The following is a 19,310-nucleotide window of genomic DNA, read 5'->3' on the forward strand; positions in this document are numbered from 1 at the left end:
CGCTTGCCGTTGACCGCCTCCCGGCCGTCCCGGGTGCGATCAGCCTTCGCGGCGGCGCAAGTACCGTTCGAACTGCTGGGCGATCTCCTCGCCGGTTGCCTCGGCGGTGTCGTAACGAGACTCCAGTTCGCGGACGTAGTCCGTGATGTCGTCGTCGTCGGCGACCAGTTCGTCCACGCGCTGCTCCCAGACCGCGGCCGCGTCGCTCAGGTCCCCCGGATCGATGCTCTCGCCCAGGAACTCCTCCAGCCGACTCAGCAGGGCCAGCGTCGCCTTCGGGTTGGGCGGGTCGGAGACATAGTGCGGAACCGAGGCCCACAGCGAGGTGACGTTGAAGCCGGCATCGGCGCAGGCGGCGGCCAGGACGCCGACGATGCCCGTCGGGCCGGTGTAGTCGGTGCCGTCCTCCGAGACCGGGACGGCGCGGCTGTGCGGCGCGTCGGCCAGCATGGCGCCCATCGCGATGATGCGCTCAGGCTGGATGGAACGAAACGCCGAGACCAGCGCGGCGCAGAACGCCCGCCAACGGAAGCTCGGCTCAGGCCCGTTGACCAGCACCACATCACGCTCGGCCAGGTGTGCGACGAGGACCTCCGTGGTGGCCCACTGGACGGTGCGTTCCCCATTGCCTTCGCGTACCAGGACCGGCCGGTTCTCGATCAGGTCGTAGTAGTCGTCGGCGTCCAGGGCGAACGCATAATCGGTGTCGCACACCTCGCTGAGGTGATCGATGACGCCCGTGGCGGCGTCGCCCGCGTCGTTCCACCCGCTGAATGTGAACACGACGACCGGACGCCGAAGATCGGTGAGCCGGACAGAAACCATGCCCGCGAGTCTAGCCAGCCGTCCGGCCGCCCTAAGCGTCACCACCGAGCCGTTCAGAACGCGCGCGGGACGCGGGCGCCCAGCTTGTTGTCCCACACGTCGGCCGGCGCCTGCTCCCCCCGGAGCGTCTCCACCAGCCCGGTGACCGCCGCCATGATCCGATCGGTCGCGACCCGCAGCACGTCCGGTTCGTCGCGGCGATCGTAGAGGTCCGACAGGTCCACCGCGGGGCCGCTCACCACCGCGATCGTGCGCTTGGGCCGCAGCCGCGGGAACCGAAGCTTGCGCCCTGGCATGATCTCGTGCGTTCCCCAGTGCGCCACCGGGATCACCGGAACCTGGGTCGCCAACGCCATCCGGGCGACCCCCGTGCGTCCCCGCTGCGGCCACAGGTCGGGATCGTGCGTCCGGCCCCCCTCGGGATAGATCGCCACCACCTCGCCCGCGGCCAGGGCCGCCAAGGCGGGGACGAGGGCGTCCTTGGCGCGGTCGGTTCCCCGTTCGACCGGGATCTGCCGGCACAGCCGGGCGAGCCTCCCCAGCCCGGGGATGCGCCACAGTTCGGCCTTGCCCATGTAACGGGGCCAGCGCCCCGACCAGATCAGGTACCGGCCCACGACGGGCACATCGAGGTAGCTGACATGGTTCGACACGACGAGCGCGCCCCCGGTGACGGGCAGCGAGGAGGCGTCGTCCCACTCCTCGTTCGAGATCGCGCGCAGCATCGCCCCGACGAACCGGGCGAGCCGCCGGTAGGCCGCTGCTTCACCGGGCGGCGTCGGCGTCCGCAGCGGCTCCGCGCTGCGACCGGGTCGGGTCAGTGACGACACGGGGTCCCCGGCCGATCGCGGAGGCCACGCACCACCGCGTCCGGGTCCTCGCCCCGGAACACCGCAGACCCGGCCACGAACACGTCGGCCCCCGCGTCCAGGCATTGGTCGATGGTGGACTCCGACACGCCACCGTCGACCTGGATCCAGATGTCGGCGCCGGAGCGCTGCACGATGTCGCGCGTCCGGCGGATCTTCGGCAACATGCTCGTCAGGAAGCTCTGCCCCCCAAAGCCTGGGTCCACCGTCATGATGAGCACCATGTCGAACTCCGTGATGATGTCGGCCAGCGGTTCGATCGGCGTCTGCGGACGCAAGCCAACCGACGCCTTCGCGCCGAGCGCCCGGATCGCGCGCGCGGTGCGGACCGGCGCGGCGGACGCCTCCAGGTGGAAGGTGACCGACTCACAACCGATCTCCGCATAGGCGGGGGCGTGACGGTCGGCGTCGGTGATCATCAGGTGCGCGTCGAGGAACGTGCCCGGGTGGTTGGCCCGGATGCTCTCCACGACGGGCAGCCCGATCGTGAGGTTCGGGACGAAATGGTTGTCCATCACGTCAAGGTGGACGGCGTCGGCGCTGGGGATCCGGCGGATCTCCTCATCGAGGCTCGCCAGGTTGGCGTTCAGGATGCTCGGGTGGATGCGGTGTGGCACCCGGCCGACTCTACCGGCGTCCGCGTCCTGCCTGGTCGTTCACCCGAAGCAACGCGCAGAACATGGCGTCGGTTCCGTGACGATGCGGCCACAGTTGCACGAAGTCGCCGCGCGCCGCGTCCGGCACCCCGAGCACCGCAGGAGCATTCACGACGGTGACGTCGTCGCGTCCGCTCAGCACGGCGTCGACGACCTCGGTGGTCTCCCGCGGGTGGGGGGAACAGGTGACGTAGGCGACCACTCCTCCCGGGCAGGCGCTGTCCAGCGCCGACGCCAGCAAGGAGCGCTGCAACGGGACCAGTGCCGTGAGGTCGGCCGGGCTGCGCCGCCAGCGCGCCTCGGGGCGCCTCCGCAGGGCGCCCAACCCGGTGCAGGGCACATCGGCCATCACGCGGGCGAAGAACCCGGCAGGCCAGGCCGGCCGGGTGCCGTCCGCCGCGATGACCACCGGCGCGTGCTCGCCCGTGTAGGCGCCCAGAGCACCGGCGACCAATGCGGCGCGATGCGGCTGTCGCTCGGAGGCCAGCAGGCGGGTGCGTTCGCCGATCGCCAGGCCTGCGAGCAAGGCGGCCTTGCCGCCCGGACCTGCACACAGGTCCAGCCAGGGACCCGCCGGGGCGGGGACGTGGGCGAGTGCGGCGACCATCAACTGGCTTCCCTCGTCCTGGACCCCGGCGCGTCCTTCGGCGACGGCCGCGACCTCGGCAGGGTTACCCGCCCTGCGCGCCCCCCAGGGGGAGAAGGGCGTCGGTTCCCCGCCGAGTTCGTCGCGGCCGGCCAGACCGGGACGCACCACCAGCGTGGTCAGCGGCGCCTCGTTGTTGGCGGCCAGCGCGGTCTCGGCCTCGTCGCCGAGCAGGTCCCGATACGCCTGCGCGATCCAGCGCGGATGATGCGTGCGCAACGCGAGGGCGTCCAGGTCGTCGCGGCCCTGCGCCAGCGCGGCAACCCACGCGTCCAGGTCGCGGGCGGCGACCTTGCGCAACACCGCGTTGGTGAGCCCGGCGACCTTCTCCCCCACCTCGGCGGCCGCGAGGTCGACGGTGGCGCCGACGGCGGCGTGCAGCGGGACCCGCATGGACAGCAGTTGGTGTGCCCCGAGCCGGAGCACCTCGGCGAGCGCCGGGTCGAGCTGGTCCCTGCCCGAGGCGGCCGCCACGATGGCGTCATACGTGCCCGCCAGACGGCTCGTTCCGGCCACCAGTTCGGTGACGAAGGCGGCGTCGCGGGCCTCCAGGTGGGCTCCGGCGAGGGCCCGAGCGAGCTCCAGGTTGGCGTAGGCCCCGTCAACCTGGACGGCCCGCAGGACGCGGAAGGCGATCCGGCGGGGGCGGTCAGGGCGGCGACGGCGCAGGGTGCGGTTCGGCATCACACGAGCCGTGCGGTCGCCGTGCGCAGGCCTCGACCCCAGTCGGGGGCGGCCATCGCCCTCTTACCCGTCGCCTGGACGGTCAGGAGCTCCAGCGCCCCCTCACCGGTGCCGACGAAGACGTGGTGCTTGTCCACGCGCAGATCGCCGGGGGTCAGACCCTCGTCGGCAGCCGGGCGTGCGAGCAGGACCTTGAGCCGCTCCCCCTCCACAGTGGTCCAGGCCACCGGTGCGGGGTTGGCGCCGCGGATCAGCCGGTCGAGGGTGACCGCCGGGGCGGTCCAGTCCAGGCGTACGTCGGCCGAGTCGACCTTGGGTGCGAGCGTGACCCCCTCCTCCGGCTGGGGGACGGGTGTGGTCTGCGCGAGCCGGTCGAGGGTGCGGGTGAGCAGCCCGGCCCCCGTGGACGCCAGCGCTGTCAGCACGTCCCCCGACGTCTCGATGCCGGCCAGCGGAAGCCGGACCTGATCGAAGACCGGGCCAGCGTCGAGTTCGCGCACGAGCCGGAAGGTGGTCGCGCCGGTTTCCGCATCCCCGGCCATGATCGCGCGCTGCACCGGCGCGGCTCCGCGCCAGCGCGGCAGCAGCGAGAAGTGCAGGTTGATCCAGCCGAACCGGGGAATGTCGAGGACTCGCTGCGGAACCAGCGCGCCGTAGGCGACGACGGGGCAGGCGTCGGGCGCCAGGTCGGTCAGCGCGGCGACGAAGTCCTCCTCGCGGGGGTGCCGCGGTGTGAGGACGGGGATCCCCGCCTCGGCGGCGAAGGCCCCGACCTCGCTGGGCACCGGGCGCTTGCTGCGGCCCCGGGGGGCGTCCGGTCGCGTCACCACCGCCACGATCTCATGCGGGGACGCGAGCAGCGCCTCCAGGGCTGGCAGGGCGACCGACGGTGTGCCGGCGAAGACGAGACGCACGGCCCCACCCTAGGCGATCACCCGACTGACTGTGGGTCGACCCGAAGCCGTACCGCCCCGGGCGCCTTGCGCGCGGAGCGCTCCGACACAAGCGCCTTCATGCCCCCGACGAGTTCCGCCCCACGTTCGGGGGGGCATCGCAGCGTCAACCGCCAGACATCGTCCTCCAGGAGGATCGGCCCGAAATGCTCGGCTCCGGCGACCGGCCGCCAGGCGGCCTCGGCGTCCTCCAGCGCCGCCCGAGGCCCCTCCAGGAGCACCAGCCGCGCGGCCGGCGGGAAGTGTGCCTGCTCACGCTCGGTGAGTTCCCGCGCGGCCGCACCCGCGGCGTCGAGCCGGACGAGGGCTTGCACCGCTCGTTCGGTGGGCTCGCCCACGATCAGCACGGTGCCGCCCAGTTCGGCCGCGCGTACGAGGGCGGACGCCTCCAGCCAGCGGCGCAGCGCCTCTTCCCCCGCACGCAGATCGGGGCGGGCGAGCAGGACGCCGGCATCCAGCAGGACGGCGGCCGCGTAGCCTGCCTCCGGCCGCGGCTCCGCCCCCGGGGTGGCAAGGATCAGCGCGGGAGCGGCGCCGACCGTCTCCACCCGGTGGCCCGACCAGGACTGCACCACGGCCGTCTGCGGGAACGCCCGACCGAGTTCCTCGGCCGTCCGGGCCACGCCCACCTGGGGGGCCCGCAGTCGCGTGTCCCCGCAGTGCGGGCATCGCCAGGGACCAGGCAGCGGCCCGCAGGACGCGCACGTCAGCGTCACGCCCTCGGGGCCGCGCTCCCCTCGCAGCGGCAGCCCGCACGTGGGACAGTCCGCGGCAGCGCGGCAGGTCTGGCACCTCAATCGGGGGGCATAGCCAGCGCGCGGCACCTGCACCAGCACCGGCCCGGACGCCAGCCCCGCACGGAGGACGGTGAACACGTCGTGGGGCAGCCGGGCACCACGGGCGTGCGGATCCCGCTCCAGGGCCCGATCAGTGTCGGTGGCCGCCCGCACGGCGGGCCCGAGCCGCCGGATGTCGCGGGCGGGCAGATCCACAGGCACGAGCCAGCCCCGGGCGGCCAGGGCCGCGACCTCGGCGGTGCGCCCGTACCCGGCCAGCAGCAGCCCTGATCCCTCGCGGGAGGCGCGCAGCGCGGCGACTTCGCGGACGTGCGGGTACGGGGCGCGCGGCTCGGCGTAGGCGTCGTTGCCTTCGTCCCACACCGCGATGAGCCCCAGGTCGGCCACTGGGGCGAAGACGGCCCCGCGCGTGCCGAGGACGCAGCGCACGTCTCCACGGGACACGGCCAGGTAGTTGCGGTACCGGGCGGCCGGGCCCAGGTCAGCGGTCAGCGTGACGAACGACCCCTCGCCGAAGCGTGCCGAGGCCTGGGCGGTGAGCACGGCCATCGCGGCGGCGTCCGGGACCATCAGGATCGCGCCCCTGCCTGCTGAGAGCGTGGCTGCGGCAGCATCCAGCAGGCCCGCCGCCCAGTCCCCCGGCGGAGCGAATACCGGGACGGGCGTCCAGGCGGCCCGGACGCCCTCGCCTGCGCCGAGCGCGGCCAGGAACCGCTCCGCTCCCGGATAGCCGAGCAGCACCTGGGCTGGCTGGGACGTGTCCGGGTCGGGACGCCGGGGTCGGCTTGCTGCCTCGGAGGTGGCATGACGCGGCGGGATCGCCAGTCGGACGACGTCGGAGAAGGTGCCTCCCCAGTGGTCGGCCACCGCCCTCACCAGCCCCGCCGTGGCCGGTGGCATCACCACTTCGGGGGAGAGCACCCGTTCCAGCGGCGCCGGTGCGGCGACATCGGTGCTGTGATCGAGTGCGAGGACGTAGCCGTCGCGCAGCTTGCCCGCGAACCGGACGCGCACGCGGACCCCGACCGCCACCGTCGCGGTCTGCGCCGGCGTGACGACGTAGTCGAAGGGGCGATCCAGGTGAGGCAGGGCGACGTCGACCGCGACGTGCGCGATCAGCGGCACGTCCGGGCTCGTCATGGCCTCGATCCTAGGAGGCCGGGCCGACAGCGACCCGGAACCCTCCTCAGCCGCGGACCGCCGCCGCGAGCGCGTCGGCGCGGTCGGTGCGCTCCCACGTCATGACCGGGAGCTCACGCCCGAAGTGGCCGTAGTTCGTGATCTGCGAATAGATGGGACGCAGCAGGTCCAGGTCGCGGATGATGGCCGCGGGACGCAGATCGAAGACGGCCAAAACGGCATCGTTGATCTGGTTCAGCGGCACCTTCTCGGTGCCGAAGCACTCGGTGTAGAAGCCCACCGGGTGAGCGCGGCCGATCGCGTAGGCCACCTGCACCTCGCACCGCTCCGCGAGCCCGGCCGCGACGACGTTCTTCGCGACCCACCGCATGGCATAGGACGCCGAGCGGTCCACCTTGGAGGGATCCTTGCCGGAGAAGGCTCCGCCGCCGTGCCGGGCCATCCCGCCGTAGGTGTCGACGATGATCTTGCGCCCGGTGACCCCGGCGTCTCCCATGGGGCCGCCGATGACGAACTTCCCCGTCGGGTTCACGAAGGTCGTGCGCCCGGCCGAGTTGATGTCGTAGCGCGCCAGCACCGGGTCGATCACCAAACCGACGATGGCGTCGCGGATGACCCCATCGTTCCAGGCCGCCTCGGTGTGCTGGGTCGAGACGACGACCGTGTCGACGCGCACCGGCCGGTCGCCGTCGTACTCGACGGTGACCTGCGTCTTGCCGTCGGGCAGGACCCAGTCCAGTTCGCCGGTGCGGCGCACCTGCGCGAGCCGCTCTGAGAGCCGGTGCGCGATGTCGATGGGCAGCGGCATGAGGGTGGGGGTGTCGGTGCAGGCGTAGCCGAACATGAGCCCCTGGTCGCCCGCGCCCTGTCGATCCAGCGCGTCACCAGTGCCGCTTTCGCGCACCTCCTCGGCCAAGTCGACGCCCTGGGCGATGTCGGGGCTCTGGTTGCCCAGCGACACCAGGACGCCGCAACTCTTGCCGTCGAAGGAGGCTCCCGCATGGTCATAGCCGATGGAGATGATGCGTTCGCGGGCGATCCCGGAGATGTCGGCGTAGGCCTCGGTGGAGACTTCCCCGGCGACGACGACGGTGCCCGTCGTCACGAGGGTCTCCACGGCGACACGGCTGTTGACGTCCTGAGCGAGCAGGGCGTCCAGCACGGCGTCGCTGACCGAGTCGGCGACCTTGTCCGGATGTCCCTCGGTCACAGACTCCGAGGTGAACAGACGGCTCACGAATCCTCCTGTGTTCGGGTAGCCACGACAGCGTCCCAGATGCGGTGGGCCACGGCGGCCTTGTCTCCGCTGGCGGTCAGCACGACACGGTCGGGGTCGATGATGGTGATGGTGTTGTCGGGTTGGCCGAACACGGCCCCGCCCGACACGTTGTTGAGGACGAGCAGGTCGCACCCCTTCCGGGCCAGCTTCGCCAGCCCGAGCGCGAGCAGATCGTCGTCATCCTTCGCGGTCTCCGCCGCGAAGCCGACGATGACCTGCCGGGGTGGTCCGCTGCGGCGCGCGGACAGGGACCCCAGCACGTCGATGGTCTCGGTGAGCTGAAGATCCAGCGTGCCGCTGCCGTCCTTCTTGATCTTCGCTGCCGACGTTTCAGCCGGGGTGAAGTCCGCGGCCGCGACGGCCATGACGAGGACGTCCGCCTCCGGTTGCAGGCGCGTCATCGCCTCCGCCAGGTCGGCGGTCGAACTGACCTGGACGACGTCGACGCCCGCGGGCAGTGGCTCGCTCAGATGCGCGGCGACCACGGTGACCTGGGCCCCGCGCAGCCGGGCAGCCCGGGCCAGGGCGACACCTTGGCGTCCGCTGCTCGCGTTGCCCAGGAATCGGACAGGGTCCAGGGGCTCGCGTGTTCCGCCCGCGCTCACCACGACGCGAAGGCCCCGCAGGTCGCGGGCCCGCGCGGCGTCCGCCGCCGCCGGGTCGGCCAGCAGTGAGGCGGCCACCGCGACGATGTCGCCGGGCTCAGGAAGTCGGCCCGGGCCGATGTCGGCCCCGGTGAGTCGACCGCTGGCCGGATCCATGACGATCGCGCCGCGCTCGCGCAAGGTGGCGACGTTCGCGACGGTGGCGGGGTGCTGCCACATCTCGGTGTGCATCGCCGGGACGAACAGCACGGGGCACCGGGCCGTCAGGAGAACGTTGGTCAGCAGATCGTCCGCTCGCCCCGCGGCGGCCCGCGCCAGCAGGTCCGCCGTCGCAGGTGCGACCACCACCAGATCGGCCTCCTGGCCGATCCGCACATGAGGAACCTGGTGGACGTCGGTGAACACGCCCGTGCTCACCGGATGGCCGGACAGCGCCGCCCAGGTGGCCGCCCCCACGAACGCGAGCGCGTTCTCCGTGGGGACGACCGTGACGTCGTGGCCGGATTCACGCAGGCGACGCACCACCTCGCACGCCTTGTAGGCGGCGATGCCGCCGGCGACGCCGAGGACGATGCGTGGCACGTCGGCGGCGCTCAGGCCAGGTCGTCGGGGGCGAACGGATCGTCGCCGAAGTCGGGATCGGCCTCAGCCTCGGCGCGCGCGGCGGCCTCAGCCTCGGGATCGATCTCGTTGCACTCCAGCACGTCCGCGGCGATCTCGCGCAGGGCGATGGTGAGGGGCTTCTCTTGAACGGTCGTCTCGACGAGCGGGCCGACGTTCTCCAGGAGGCCCTCGCCCAGCTGGCTGTAGTACGCGTTGATCTGACGCGCGCGCTTGGCGGCGAACAGGACAAGGCGGTACTTGGAGTCGACCTTGCTCAGCAGGTCGTCGATCGGAGGATTGGTGATCCCCTCAGGAACTTGGGTGCTCAACGTCCACCTTCTGTTGGGTATTGAGGTTACAAACCCAGAAAGTCTACCAGTTCGGCCACGGCTCGGCTGACATCGTCGTTCACGATGATCCGGTCGAACTCGCGTTCGGCCGCTGCCAGTTCGATCCGGGCCGTCTCCAGCCGCTGCTCGACCTGATCGGCGCTCTCCGTGCCGCGCCCCTCCAACCGCTCCACCAGCGTGTCCCAGTCCGGGGGGGCCAGGAAGACATACTGCGCCGACGGGAGCTTCTCCCGGACCTGACGCGCTCCCTGGAGGTCGATCTCCAAGATCACAGGGCGCCCCTCCCCCTGCACGGCGAAGACGGGGGCGGAGGGGGTGCCATACCGGTGCTTGCCGTGCACGATGGCCCACTCCAGCATCCCGCCCGAGGCGATCAACTGGTCGAACTCCGCCTCGGAACGGAACAGGTAGTCGACACCGTCCGCCTCGCCCGGACGCGGGGCCCGGGTCGTCGCCGACACCGAGACCCACACTTCCGGGTGGAGCTTTCGCAATTGACGCACCACGGTTCCCTTGCCCACTCCCGCAGGCCCTGAAATAACCGTGATGCTGCCACTCACTTGAATTCAGCCTTCAGGCCAGCCAACTGGTGACGCCCGAGGCCACGAATGCGACGGTTCGGGGCGATGTCCAGACGCTCCATCACGCCAGTGGCGCGCTTCTCACCGACACGCGGCAAGGACTTCAACAGATCTACTACCTTCACGTGAGCGAGCACGTCGTCGTCAGCCGCCTGATCGAGAGCCTCCGAGAGGGACAGCGCCCCGGTTCGGACCTTGGCCTTCAACTCGGCCCGCACACGGCGGGCCTGGGTGGCGGCCGCGCGAGCGGCCTGGAGTTGTTCGGTGGTCAACTGCGGAATCGACACTATTTCTCCAACGTTCGGAGGGACTCAATGCGCACCAACCGGGCGGCTGGTAGACGGAATGGTAGCAACTCAGACGGCCACATAGGACGCCACTTTTGCCCGCAGTGCTTCCGGGTCGGGGCCAGCTTGAAGAATCGCCCGCCCGACCATGGGCAACACCTTGTCGTGGGCGGGCCCGAACATTCCGCTCAGATCCTCGATCCGGCCCCCCTGCGCGCCGATTCCCGGCACCAGGATGGACGCGTTGAACCCGGACACATCACACCCGAGGGCCTGGTGCGTTCCCCCGACCACCAGCCCCACCGCGCGGGTGCGGGCACGCGAGTTCAGTTCCTGGGCCGCGTCGATGATCTCCTGGGCCACGGAGCCCTCCCGGCCCAGCGCCAGCTGCACCGAGCCTCCCTCGGGGTTCGACGTGCGAGCCAGCACGTAGACACCCCGATCGAACGCGATGGCCCGCTCGAAAGCGGGGATGAGCGAATCGAAGCCGAGATAGGGCGACACGGTGACCGCGTCTCCGGCCAGCGGCGATCCGGGCGCGAGATAGGCCTCCGCATAGGCTGCCATCGTGGAACCGATGTCGCCCCGCTTGGCGTCGACGATGCTGAGCGCCCCGGCCGCGGCGATGTCGGCGAGCACGCGCTCCAGCACGGCGATGCCGGCGGAGCCGTACACCTCGAAGAACGCGGACTGCGGCTTGAACACCGCCACGCACTCCCCTAGCGCCTCCACGACGGTGCGGCAGTAGCGTTCCAGACCGGACGCGGTGAGCGGCAGATCCCAGGCTGACAGGAGCGCGGCGTGGGGGTCGATGCCGACGCACAGGTTGCCTCGCGCCGCGGTCACCGCGGTCAATCGCTGGTGGTAGGTGCTCATCGGACCTCCTCGTTGATGGCCGCGATCAGGGCAGGCCCCGCGTAGATGAAGCCAGTGTAGAGCTGGATGAGGCTGGCCCCGGCGTCCAGGAGCGCCTGTGCGTCCGCGGGCGCCATGACGCCGCCCGACCCGATCACCGGCAGCGTGGTGTGCTCGGTCACGTACCCGACCACCTCCCGCGCTCGCGCGGTCAGAGGGGCACCGGACAGCCCGCCTTCCTCGTGCGCGAGGTGCCGATCGGGCGCGGCCAGGCCATCGCGTGCCAGCGTGGTGTTGGTCGCGATGATGCCTGCCGCGCCGCCGTCGGCGGCCGCACCGAGGACTTCGTCGAGTTGCGGCCAGGTCAGGTCGGGGGCGAGCTTCACGAAGATCGGCACGGGCGAGCCGGGAGACTGCCGCTGGGCGCGGCGCGACAGGGCACCCAGCAGATCTCCCAGGGCATCGCCGTCCTGGAGCGTGCGCAGCCCCGGCGTGTTCGGGCTGGAGACGTTCACCGCGATGTAGTCGGCATGCGGCGCCACCTGATCGAACGACGCCAGATAGTCCGGCACCGCCTCCTCCAAAGGAGTCGTCTTGGTCTTGCCCAAGGAGATGCCCAGCGGGATGCCTGCCGCGCCGTTGCCGCGCAGGATGCCGGCGACCGCCAGCCGGTTGGCCAGCGCCTGGGCACCCGCGTTGTTGAACCCCATCCGATTGACCAGGCCCGCCGATGCGGCCGCCCGGAAGACGCGGGGACGATCGTTGCCCGGTTGCGCGTGCGCGGTCACGGTGCCCAACTCCGCGAAGGCGAACCCCAGGTACTGCCAGGCCAGTGCGGCGCGTCCGTCCTTGTCCATGCCCGCCGCGAGCCCGACGCGACCGGGGAATCGGACTCCCGCCACCGTGACCGGTTGCCCCACCGAGCGGGTGAGCGCGCCCACCAGCCCCCGGGCCCCCGGCAGCGACCCGAGCAGCGCCAAGGCGGCGATCATGTCCTCGTGAATGGCCTCCGGGTCGCCGCGGTGCGCGCGGAAGAGCACCGGACGCAGCAGGCCTGCGTACCCGTCGCGCACCAGCGCGGTCATCGCGCGGACGCCTGATCGGCCTGGGCGGCGAGTTCGGCGTCCACGGCTGCGTTCCACGACTGCAGCGACCGGACGCCCACCTCTCCGGCATTCGCGCTCTCGATCCCCTGGACGGCGGCGGAGAGACCCTGCACCGTCGTGATGGAGGGAATGTCGCGCAAGATCGCCGCCGACCTGATCGACCAGCCGTCACGGCGGGGCTGACCGTCCGCACTGGCCCCCTGCGGCGTGTTGAAGATCAGATCCACATCGCCGTTCATGATCGCCGTGACCACGCTCGGCGTCCCGTCCGGCCCGTCGCCTTGGTGTGCCTTGCGCAGAACCGTCACGTCGACCCCGTTGCGGCGCAGCACCTGGGCGGTGCCCGCGGTGGCGACGATCCGGAAGCCGAGGTCGGCCAGCCGCTTCACCGGGAAGATGGCGTGGCGCTTGTCCCGGTTCGCGATGGAGACGAAGGCCGTGCCACCGGAGGGAAGCCCCCCGTAGCTGCCGGTCTGGCTCTTCGCGAAGGCCGTTCCGAAGGTGGCATCCAGACCCATCACCTCGCCGGTCGACTTCATCTCCGGCCCGAGCAACGAGTCGACGTTCTCGCCGTCGCTCGTCCGGAATCGGTTGAACGGCATCACCGCCTCCTTGACCGCGATCGGCGCCGCCTCCACGACCGTGGCGCCGTCCCCTTCAGGACGCAGCATGCCCGCCGCGCGCAGCTCCGCGATCGAAGCCCCCAGCATGAGCCGAGCGCAGGCCTTGGCGAGCTGGACGCCGGTGGCCTTCGAGACGAAGGGCACGGTGCGCGAGGCGCGCGGGTTGGCCTCCAGGACGAACAGGGTGTCGCCTTGGAGCGCGTACTGGATGTTGATCAGGCCCCGCACCCCCACCCCCGCGGCAATGGCCTCGGTGGACGTCCGGATCCGGGCGACGGCGTCCGCGCCCAACGTGATCGGGGGCAGCGTGCAGGCCGAGTCGCCCGAGTGGATCCCGGCCTCCTCGATGTGCTCCATGACCCCGCCCAAGTACAACTCGGTGCCGTCGTACAGCGCGTCGACGTCGATCTCGATCGCGTCGTCGAGGAAGCGGTCCACGAGCACCGGCTGCTGGGGCGTGATGAACGTCGCCCGCTCGATGTAGCCGGTGAGCGCGTCGTCGTCGTAGACGATTTCCATGCCGCGGCCTCCGAGCACGTAGCTCGGGCGCACCAGCACCGGGTAGCCGATCCGGTTGGCAATCGCGATGGCCTGCTGGGCCGACTGCGCCATGCCGTAGCGGGGGGCGGGAAGCCCTGCCGCGGCGAGCACGTCCCCGAAGGCCCCACGCTCCTCGGCGAGGTTGATGGCTTCAGGCGAGGTACCGACGATCGGAACGCCGTTGTCCTTGAGCGCCTGGGCGAGCTTGAGCGGGGTCTGCCCGCCCAACTGCACGATGACGCCCGCCACCGGACCGGCCTCGGCCTCGGCGTGGTAGACCTCCACGACGTCCTCCAGGGTCAGCGGCTCGAAGTACAGCCGATCGGAGGTGTCGTAGTCGGTCGAGACCGTCTCAGGATTGCAGTTGACCATGATGGTCTCGTAGCCCGCTTCTCGCAGCGTCAGGGCCGCGTGGACGCAGGAGTAGTCGAACTCGATGCCCTGGCCGATCCGGTTCGGGCCCGATCCCAGGATGAGGACGGCGGGCTTGACCCGGGGCTCCACCTCGCTCTCCTCGTCATAGGAGGAGTAGTGGTACGGGGTGCGAGCAGCGAACTCGGCAGCGCACGTGTCGACCGTCTTGTAGACCGGGCGGATGCCCAGGGCCCACCGGACGCCGCGGATGACGTCGGCGCTGGTGTGCCGCATCGAGGCGATCTGGGGATCGGACAAACCCATCCGCTTGGCGGCGCGCAGCAGGTCCGGGGTGAGGGATTCGGCCTGCGTGACCCGTCGGGCCAGGTCCAGGATCTGCACGAGCTGATCGACGAACCACGGGTCGATCCGGGTGGCATCGTGGATCTGCGCGGCCGTCGCCCCCGCACGCAGCGCCGCCATGACGACCTGCAGGCGTCCGTCGTGCGGGCGGGCGGCCCGCTCCAGCAAGACGTCGACCGGGTCCGTGACCGGTGTCGCGAAGTCGAACGGGGCCTTGGGATCCTCCAGCGAGCGGAGCGCCTTGTTGAGGGCCTCGGGGAAGTTCCGGCCGATCGCCATGGCCTCCCCCACCGACTTCATGTGGGTGGTGAGCGTGGACTCGGCCGTCGGGAACTTCTCGAACGCGAACCGGGGAACCTTGACCACCACGTAGTCCAGGGCGGGTTCGAAGGAGGCCGGGGTCTCAGCGGTGATGTCGTTGGGGATCTCATCGAGGGTGTACCCGACGGCAACCTTGGCGGCGATCTTGGCGATCGGGAAGCCGGTCGCCTTCGAGGCCAGGGCCGAGGACCGCGACACTCGCGGGTTCATCTCGATGACGATCATCCGGCCGTCGTCCGGGTTGATCGCGAACTGGATGTTGCACCCGCCCGTATCGACGCCGACCTCGCGGATGATCGCGATGGCGACGTCGCGCATCGCCTGGTACTCGCGGTCGGTCAACGTCATCGCCGGGGCGACGGTGATGGAATCGCCGGTGTGGACGCCCATCGGGTCGAGGTTCTCGATCGAGCAGACGATGACGACGTTGTCGGCCTTGTCGCGCATCACCTCCAGCTCGTACTCCTTCCAGCCGAGGATCGACTCCTCGACGAGGATCTCGCTGACCGGGGACGCCGCCAGGCCGATCGCGGCCATCTCCCGCAGCTCGTGCTCGTCGTGGGCGAACCCCGAGCCGACGCCACCCATCGTGAAGGACGGACGCAGCACCAGCGGGTAGCCGAGCTGGCCGGCGGCCGCCATCACCTCGTCCAGACTGTGGGTCAGCACCGAGCGCGCCGACTCAGGATTGGCGCCGGGGATGACCAGGGAGTCGACGATCGCCTTGAACTTCTCGCGATCCTCACCCCGCTGGATCGCGTCGAAGTTGGCGCCGATCATCTCCACGCCGTAGCGCTCCAGGACGCCCGACTCGTGCAAGGCGACCGCAGTGTTCAGCGCAGTCTGCCCACCGAGGGTGGGAAGGATCGCGTCGGGACGTTCCGCGGCGATGACCTTCTCGACCATCTCGGGGGTGATCGGCTCGACGTAGGTCGCGTCGGCGAACTCCGGGTCCGTCATGATCGTGGCCGGGTTGGAGTTCACCAGCACCACCCGGTACCCCTCTTCCCGCAGCACGCGGCAGGCCTGGGTGCCCGAGTAGTCGAACTCAGAGGCCTGTCCGATGACGATCGGTCCCGAACCGATCACCAGGATGCTGGAAATGTCGGTGCGCTTGGGCATCAGGCGTTCTCTCCCGTCGTGCGGTGGGCGTCCATGACCTCGATGAAGCGGTCGAACAGGTAGGCGGAGTCGTGCGGGCCAGCGGCGGCCTCGGGGTGGTACTGGACGGAGAAGGCGAGCACCCTCCCATCGGCGTCGGTGAGTTCGAGACCCTCCACGACGTCGTCGTTGAGGCACACGTGGCTGACGCGCGCGGCCCCCCACGGGGTCTGCGTGTCATGGTCCAGCGGGGCGTCCACCGCGAAGCCATGGTTCTGCGCGGTGATCTCCACCTTGCCGGTACGCCGGTCCTGGACAGGCTGGTTGATGCCGCGGTGGCCGTACTTCAGCTTGTAGGTGCCAAAGCCCAGCGCCCGGCCGAAGATCTGATTGCCGAAGCAGATTCCGAAGTACGGCAGGCCCGCGTCCAAGACCCCGGTCAGGAGCTCCACCGCGTCGTCGGCGGTGGCCGGATCGCCGGGGCCATTGCTGAAGAACACCCCGTCGACGTCGAGCGCGGTGAGGTCCTCCAGGCTGGTCGTTGCGGGAAGCACGTGCACCTCGATGCCGCGGCGAGCCATCAGCTCGGGAGTCATCTCCTTGATGCCCAGGTCGATCGCCGCCACCGTGTGGGTCCGCGTGCCCTGCGCGGGGACGACGACCGGCTCGGTGAGGGTGACCTCGGCGATCAGGTTGGCCCCCGCCATGGGCGGCTGCTCCAGCACCCGCTGCAGCAGGGCGTCCGGATCGAGTTCGGTGGTGGAGATCGCGGCCCGCATCGACCCGCGTTCGCGCAGGTGCCGCGTCAGCGCCCGGGTGTCGAGCTCGCAGATCCCCACGATTCCCTGGGTGCGGAGCTCCTGATCCAGGCTGCGGTTGGAACGCCAGCTGGAACGGACGCGCGACGCGTCCCGAACCACGTAGCCGGCGACCCAGATCTGCCGGGACTCGTCATCCTCGTCGTTCCAGCCGGTGTTGCCGATCTGCGGCGCCGTGGCGACGACGATCTGACGCCGGTAGGAGGGATCGGTCAGCGTCTCCTGGTAACCGGTCATGCCGGTGGAGAACACGGCCTCGCCGAACGTCTCCCCGGCGGCCCCGAAGGACGAACCACGGAAGAACCGACCGTCCTCCAATACGAGCAGCGCGGGGGTGTCGGAGTGTTCCATGGTTGCGTCCCTTCTCATCCTTGGGCCGGGTCCCCCGTCGGGTCCGGTGCCGGGTGGCTGGCGTCGCTTCCGCCGGAAGGGGAGGACGCCGATGGTGCGGATTCGCCCGCCGAGACCGGAGCGTCGTCCGCCCCGGTCTCCGCCGCCTCGTCGGCGTCGGAGGCGGGCGTGCGTCGTCGCAGCACGTCGGTGGCGCGGGCCAAGACGGCGTTGACGAACGCGGGAGAGTCATCGGTGGAGAGTTCCGCCGCCAGGTCGACCGCCTCGGCGATCGCCACCCGCTGGGGCGTGTCGGTGTGGAGCAGCTCGTAGATCGCGATGCGGGCCAGGTTACGGTCGATGCGGTTCATGCGCATCAGCGTCCATCCGTCGGCCAGGCTGTCGGCCAGCACCCCGTCGATCGCGTCGGCATGGTCGAGGTAGCCCTCGACCAGGTCAATGGTGAAGGGGCGCACCGGGGGCTCGGCGAGCGCGACCCGATCGGCCAGGGTCTCGACGGTGGACCGCTCCCGCAGCTCACTCTCGAACAAGATGTCGAGAGCGCGCTTGCGGGCCTTCGTCCGGGGAGAGTTGTCGCGATTAGCGACCCGGCCGTGAGGGGGAAGAACGGGCTCGGTCACCCGTTGATCCGGCCGAGGTAGCTACCGTCGCGGGTGTCGACCTTGACCTTGGTGCCGGCCTCGATGAACAGCGGCACCTGGATCTGCTTGCCCGTCTCCAACGTGGCGGGCTTCGTGCCGGCCGAGCTGCGATCGCCCTGGAGGCCGGGCTCGGTGTAGGTGATCTCCAGCTCGACCGAGGCCGGGAGTTCGATGTAGAGCGGGTTGTCGTCGTGGAGAGCCACCATCGCGTTCTGGTTCTCCAGCATGTAGTCGGCAGCATCCCCCACCGTCTCCGCCGGAATGTTCACCTGCTCGTAGCTGGTGGTGTCCATGAACACGAACGCGTCGCCGTCCTTGTACAGGTACTGCATCTCCCGGCGGTCCACGTGAGCGCTCTCGACCTTGACGTCGGAGTTGAACGTCTTGTCCACGACCTTGCCGCTCAGCACGTGCTTGAGCTTGCTCCGCACCACCGTGTTGCCCTTGCCGGGCTTGTGGTGCTGGAACCAGATGACCTGCCACAGCTGGCCGTCGAGGTCGAGGACCGTGCCGTTCTTGAGGTCGTTGGTCGAAATCGTGGGCATGGAGTGTCCTTCCGGCGTGACGTTTCCGACGGGCCACTCTACCGGATCAACGAGCCTTCCGGCCCCGGACGCTCCCCGATGAACCGGCGTGGCGGGTCAGCTCCGGGGGCTGCGCGGTCTCCTGCCCTCGCCGAGATCGCGCAGCAACTGATAGCGGGCCTCCGCGTGCGGGACGCTCACCTCGTCCATCGCGTCGGCGAGCGCGTCATGGCCCGCGGCGCGGACGCCGTCGATCGCACCCCGGACATCGTCGGGGGAACGGTTTTGACTCAGCTTGTCCTTGGCCTCGATGCGGGCGATCGGAACCTCGATGCCGACGATCGCACGCAGCATCTTCGCGACCGCCCCCGGGTCGACCTGGTCCAGGTCGGAGCCGTGCCGCGACGACAGTTCCCGGGACGCCCCCAGCACCCAGTCAGGATCGTCGTGAACCACCAGCGGCCCATAGGCGTGCACGGTGGCGTAGTTCCAGGTCGACACCCCCGGCTCGGCCTCCTGCGAGGCATACCAGTCAGCGTGGATGTACCCATCCGGACCCGACAGGATCGCCAGGGCGTCACCCAGATGGGGGCGCTTCCATACGGGGTTGACCCGGGCCACGTGGAAGATCAGCGATCCCCAGCCCTCCCCCGACGGGTGCGCCCGCCAGGTCAGCGGCAGCAGCGTGGCGGCCGGGCCGTCCTCATGGGCGGTGACCAGCTGCGCCGTGGTCGCCGACTGGAGCAACTCGGTGACCCGGGCCGGATTCATGGTGAAGTGCCGCGGGATATACATCAGCGGGTCAGCTCCTCATAGGTGGCACGCAGCACCGTCTCCGGCGGCGCCTCCGCGATGAACGGGGCCGCGACCGCGTCCAGCAGGACGAAACGCAACGCGTCCCCGCGTGTCTTCTTGTCCAGGCTCATGGTCGCCCGCAACTCCTCGTACGCGCCCGCATCGTAGGTGATCGGAAGACCGACGGAGCCGAGGATGCGCCGATGCCGTTCCACGAACGCGTCGTCGGCGTGGCCGAGATTGCGCGCGAGCAGCGCGGCGTAGGCCACCCCTACCGCGACCGCATACCCGTGCCGCCAGGTGAACCGCTCGCGTCGTTCGATCGCATGACCCAGGGTGTGACCGTAGTTGAGCAGCTCGCGGCCCACCTGGGTGCCGTGGCTGGTCGCCTCCCGCAGATCGCCGCTCACCACGCCGGCCTTGACGCGCATCGAGCGGGTGACGGCCTCCGCCAGCGCGTCCGAGGACGGGTCCAGCATGGCGCTGGGGTCAGCCTCGAAGATCTCCAGGGTGCGCTCGTCGGCGATGAAGCCGTGCTTGATCATCTCCGCCAGCCCGCCGCGCAGATCGTCGACGGGCAGCGTCGCAAGCAGGTCCAGGTCGGCGAGCACGGCGGCCGGTTCCCAGAAGGCGCCCACCAGGT

19 protein-coding genes are annotated in these 19,310 nt (G+C 70.6%); all 19 read right to left on the reverse strand.

Features of this window, described 5'->3' with window-relative positions:
* Window positions 1-39: 39 nt before the first annotated feature.
* On the reverse strand, window positions 40-825 hold the full coding sequence (locus tag V7E09_RS04440; RefSeq protein WP_324511876.1) for a PAC2 family protein: 786 nt from the start codon (window positions 823-825) through the stop codon (window positions 40-42).
* A gap of 53 nt (window positions 826-878) precedes the next feature.
* On the reverse strand, window positions 879-1,655 hold the full coding sequence (locus V7E09_RS04445; RefSeq protein WP_324511877.1) for a lysophospholipid acyltransferase family protein: 777 nt from the start codon (window positions 1,653-1,655) through the stop codon (window positions 879-881).
* Window positions 1,643-2,311, reverse strand: a complete 669-nt coding sequence (gene rpe, locus V7E09_RS04450; protein ID WP_324511878.1) for a ribulose-phosphate 3-epimerase — start codon at window positions 2,309-2,311, stop codon at window positions 1,643-1,645. Before rpe ends, V7E09_RS04445 begins: the two co-directional genes overlap by 13 nt.
* Before the next feature lie 10 nt (window positions 2,312-2,321).
* Window positions 2,322-3,680 carry an RsmB/NOP family class I SAM-dependent RNA methyltransferase gene (locus V7E09_RS04455; protein WP_324523066.1) on the reverse strand — a complete coding sequence of 453 codons (1,359 nt, stop codon included), beginning with the start codon at window positions 3,678-3,680 and terminating at the stop codon, window positions 2,322-2,324.
* On the reverse strand, window positions 3,680-4,594 hold the full coding sequence (gene fmt / locus V7E09_RS04460) for a methionyl-tRNA formyltransferase (protein WP_324511880.1): 915 nt from the start codon (window positions 4,592-4,594) through the stop codon (window positions 3,680-3,682). Before fmt ends, V7E09_RS04455 begins: the two co-directional genes overlap by 1 nt.
* A 17-nt stretch (window positions 4,595-4,611) precedes the next feature.
* On the reverse strand, window positions 4,612-6,570 hold the full coding sequence (locus V7E09_RS04465) for a hypothetical protein (RefSeq protein ID WP_324511881.1): 1,959 nt from the start codon (window positions 6,568-6,570) through the stop codon (window positions 4,612-4,614).
* 46 nt (window positions 6,571-6,616) lie between these two features.
* Window positions 6,617-7,807, reverse strand: coding sequence for a methionine adenosyltransferase (gene metK, locus V7E09_RS04470; RefSeq protein ID WP_324523068.1), 1,191 nt, complete (start codon window positions 7,805-7,807; stop codon window positions 6,617-6,619).
* Window positions 7,804-9,036, reverse strand: coding sequence for a bifunctional phosphopantothenoylcysteine decarboxylase/phosphopantothenate--cysteine ligase CoaBC (gene coaBC, locus V7E09_RS04475; RefSeq protein ID WP_324523069.1), 1,233 nt, complete (start codon window positions 9,034-9,036; stop codon window positions 7,804-7,806). The genes metK and coaBC overlap by 4 nt, the downstream gene beginning before the upstream one ends.
* 11 nt (window positions 9,037-9,047) lie before the next feature.
* Window positions 9,048-9,386, reverse strand: a complete 339-nt coding sequence (rpoZ, locus tag V7E09_RS04480) for a DNA-directed RNA polymerase subunit omega (protein WP_129457477.1) — start codon at window positions 9,384-9,386, stop codon at window positions 9,048-9,050.
* 26 nt (window positions 9,387-9,412) lie between these two features.
* Window positions 9,413-9,973 carry a guanylate kinase gene (gmk, locus tag V7E09_RS04485; RefSeq protein ID WP_442956837.1) on the reverse strand — a complete coding sequence of 187 codons (561 nt, stop codon included), beginning with the start codon at window positions 9,971-9,973 and terminating at the stop codon, window positions 9,413-9,415.
* Window positions 9,964-10,275, reverse strand: a complete 312-nt coding sequence (mihF, locus tag V7E09_RS04490) for an integration host factor, actinobacterial type (RefSeq protein WP_324512303.1) — start codon at window positions 10,273-10,275, stop codon at window positions 9,964-9,966. Before mihF ends, gmk begins: the two co-directional genes overlap by 10 nt.
* Before the next feature lie 69 nt (window positions 10,276-10,344).
* Complete coding sequence (pyrF, locus tag V7E09_RS04495; RefSeq protein WP_324512304.1) at window positions 10,345-11,151, reverse strand: orotidine-5'-phosphate decarboxylase; 807 nt, start codon at window positions 11,149-11,151, stop codon at window positions 10,345-10,347.
* Window positions 11,148-12,215 carry a quinone-dependent dihydroorotate dehydrogenase gene (locus V7E09_RS04500; protein ID WP_324523070.1) on the reverse strand — a complete coding sequence of 356 codons (1,068 nt, stop codon included), beginning with the start codon at window positions 12,213-12,215 and terminating at the stop codon, window positions 11,148-11,150. Before V7E09_RS04500 ends, pyrF begins: the two co-directional genes overlap by 4 nt.
* Entirely contained in the window at window positions 12,212-15,559 is a 3,348-nt protein-coding gene (carB, locus tag V7E09_RS04505; protein ID WP_324512306.1) for a carbamoyl-phosphate synthase large subunit, read from the reverse strand. The genes V7E09_RS04500 and carB overlap by 4 nt, the downstream gene beginning before the upstream one ends.
* Complete coding sequence (gene carA / locus V7E09_RS04510) at window positions 15,559-16,707, reverse strand: glutamine-hydrolyzing carbamoyl-phosphate synthase small subunit (RefSeq protein ID WP_324523071.1); 1,149 nt, start codon at window positions 16,705-16,707, stop codon at window positions 15,559-15,561. The genes carB and carA overlap by 1 nt, the downstream gene beginning before the upstream one ends.
* A gap of 14 nt (window positions 16,708-16,721) precedes the next feature.
* Window positions 16,722-17,327 (reverse strand): transcription antitermination factor NusB, encoded by a 606-nt coding sequence (nusB, locus tag V7E09_RS04515; RefSeq protein ID WP_324523072.1) that lies wholly within the window; start codon window positions 17,325-17,327, stop codon window positions 16,722-16,724.
* Complete coding sequence (efp, locus tag V7E09_RS04520; RefSeq protein WP_324510955.1) at window positions 17,324-17,893, reverse strand: elongation factor P; 570 nt, start codon at window positions 17,891-17,893, stop codon at window positions 17,324-17,326. Before efp ends, nusB begins: the two co-directional genes overlap by 4 nt.
* 96 nt (window positions 17,894-17,989) lie before the next feature.
* Entirely contained in the window at window positions 17,990-18,667 is a 678-nt protein-coding gene (locus tag V7E09_RS04525) for an FMN-binding negative transcriptional regulator (RefSeq protein WP_324510954.1), read from the reverse strand.
* The coding region (locus V7E09_RS04530; protein WP_442956836.1) for a 3-dehydroquinate synthase family protein at window positions 18,667-19,310 on the reverse strand (644 nt) is incomplete at its 5' end. The genes V7E09_RS04525 and V7E09_RS04530, both read right to left, overlap by 1 nt.

This window comes from Propioniciclava sp., from assembly GCF_036744435.1.
Lineage (GTDB): Bacteria > Actinomycetota > Actinomycetes > Propionibacteriales > Propionibacteriaceae > Propioniciclava.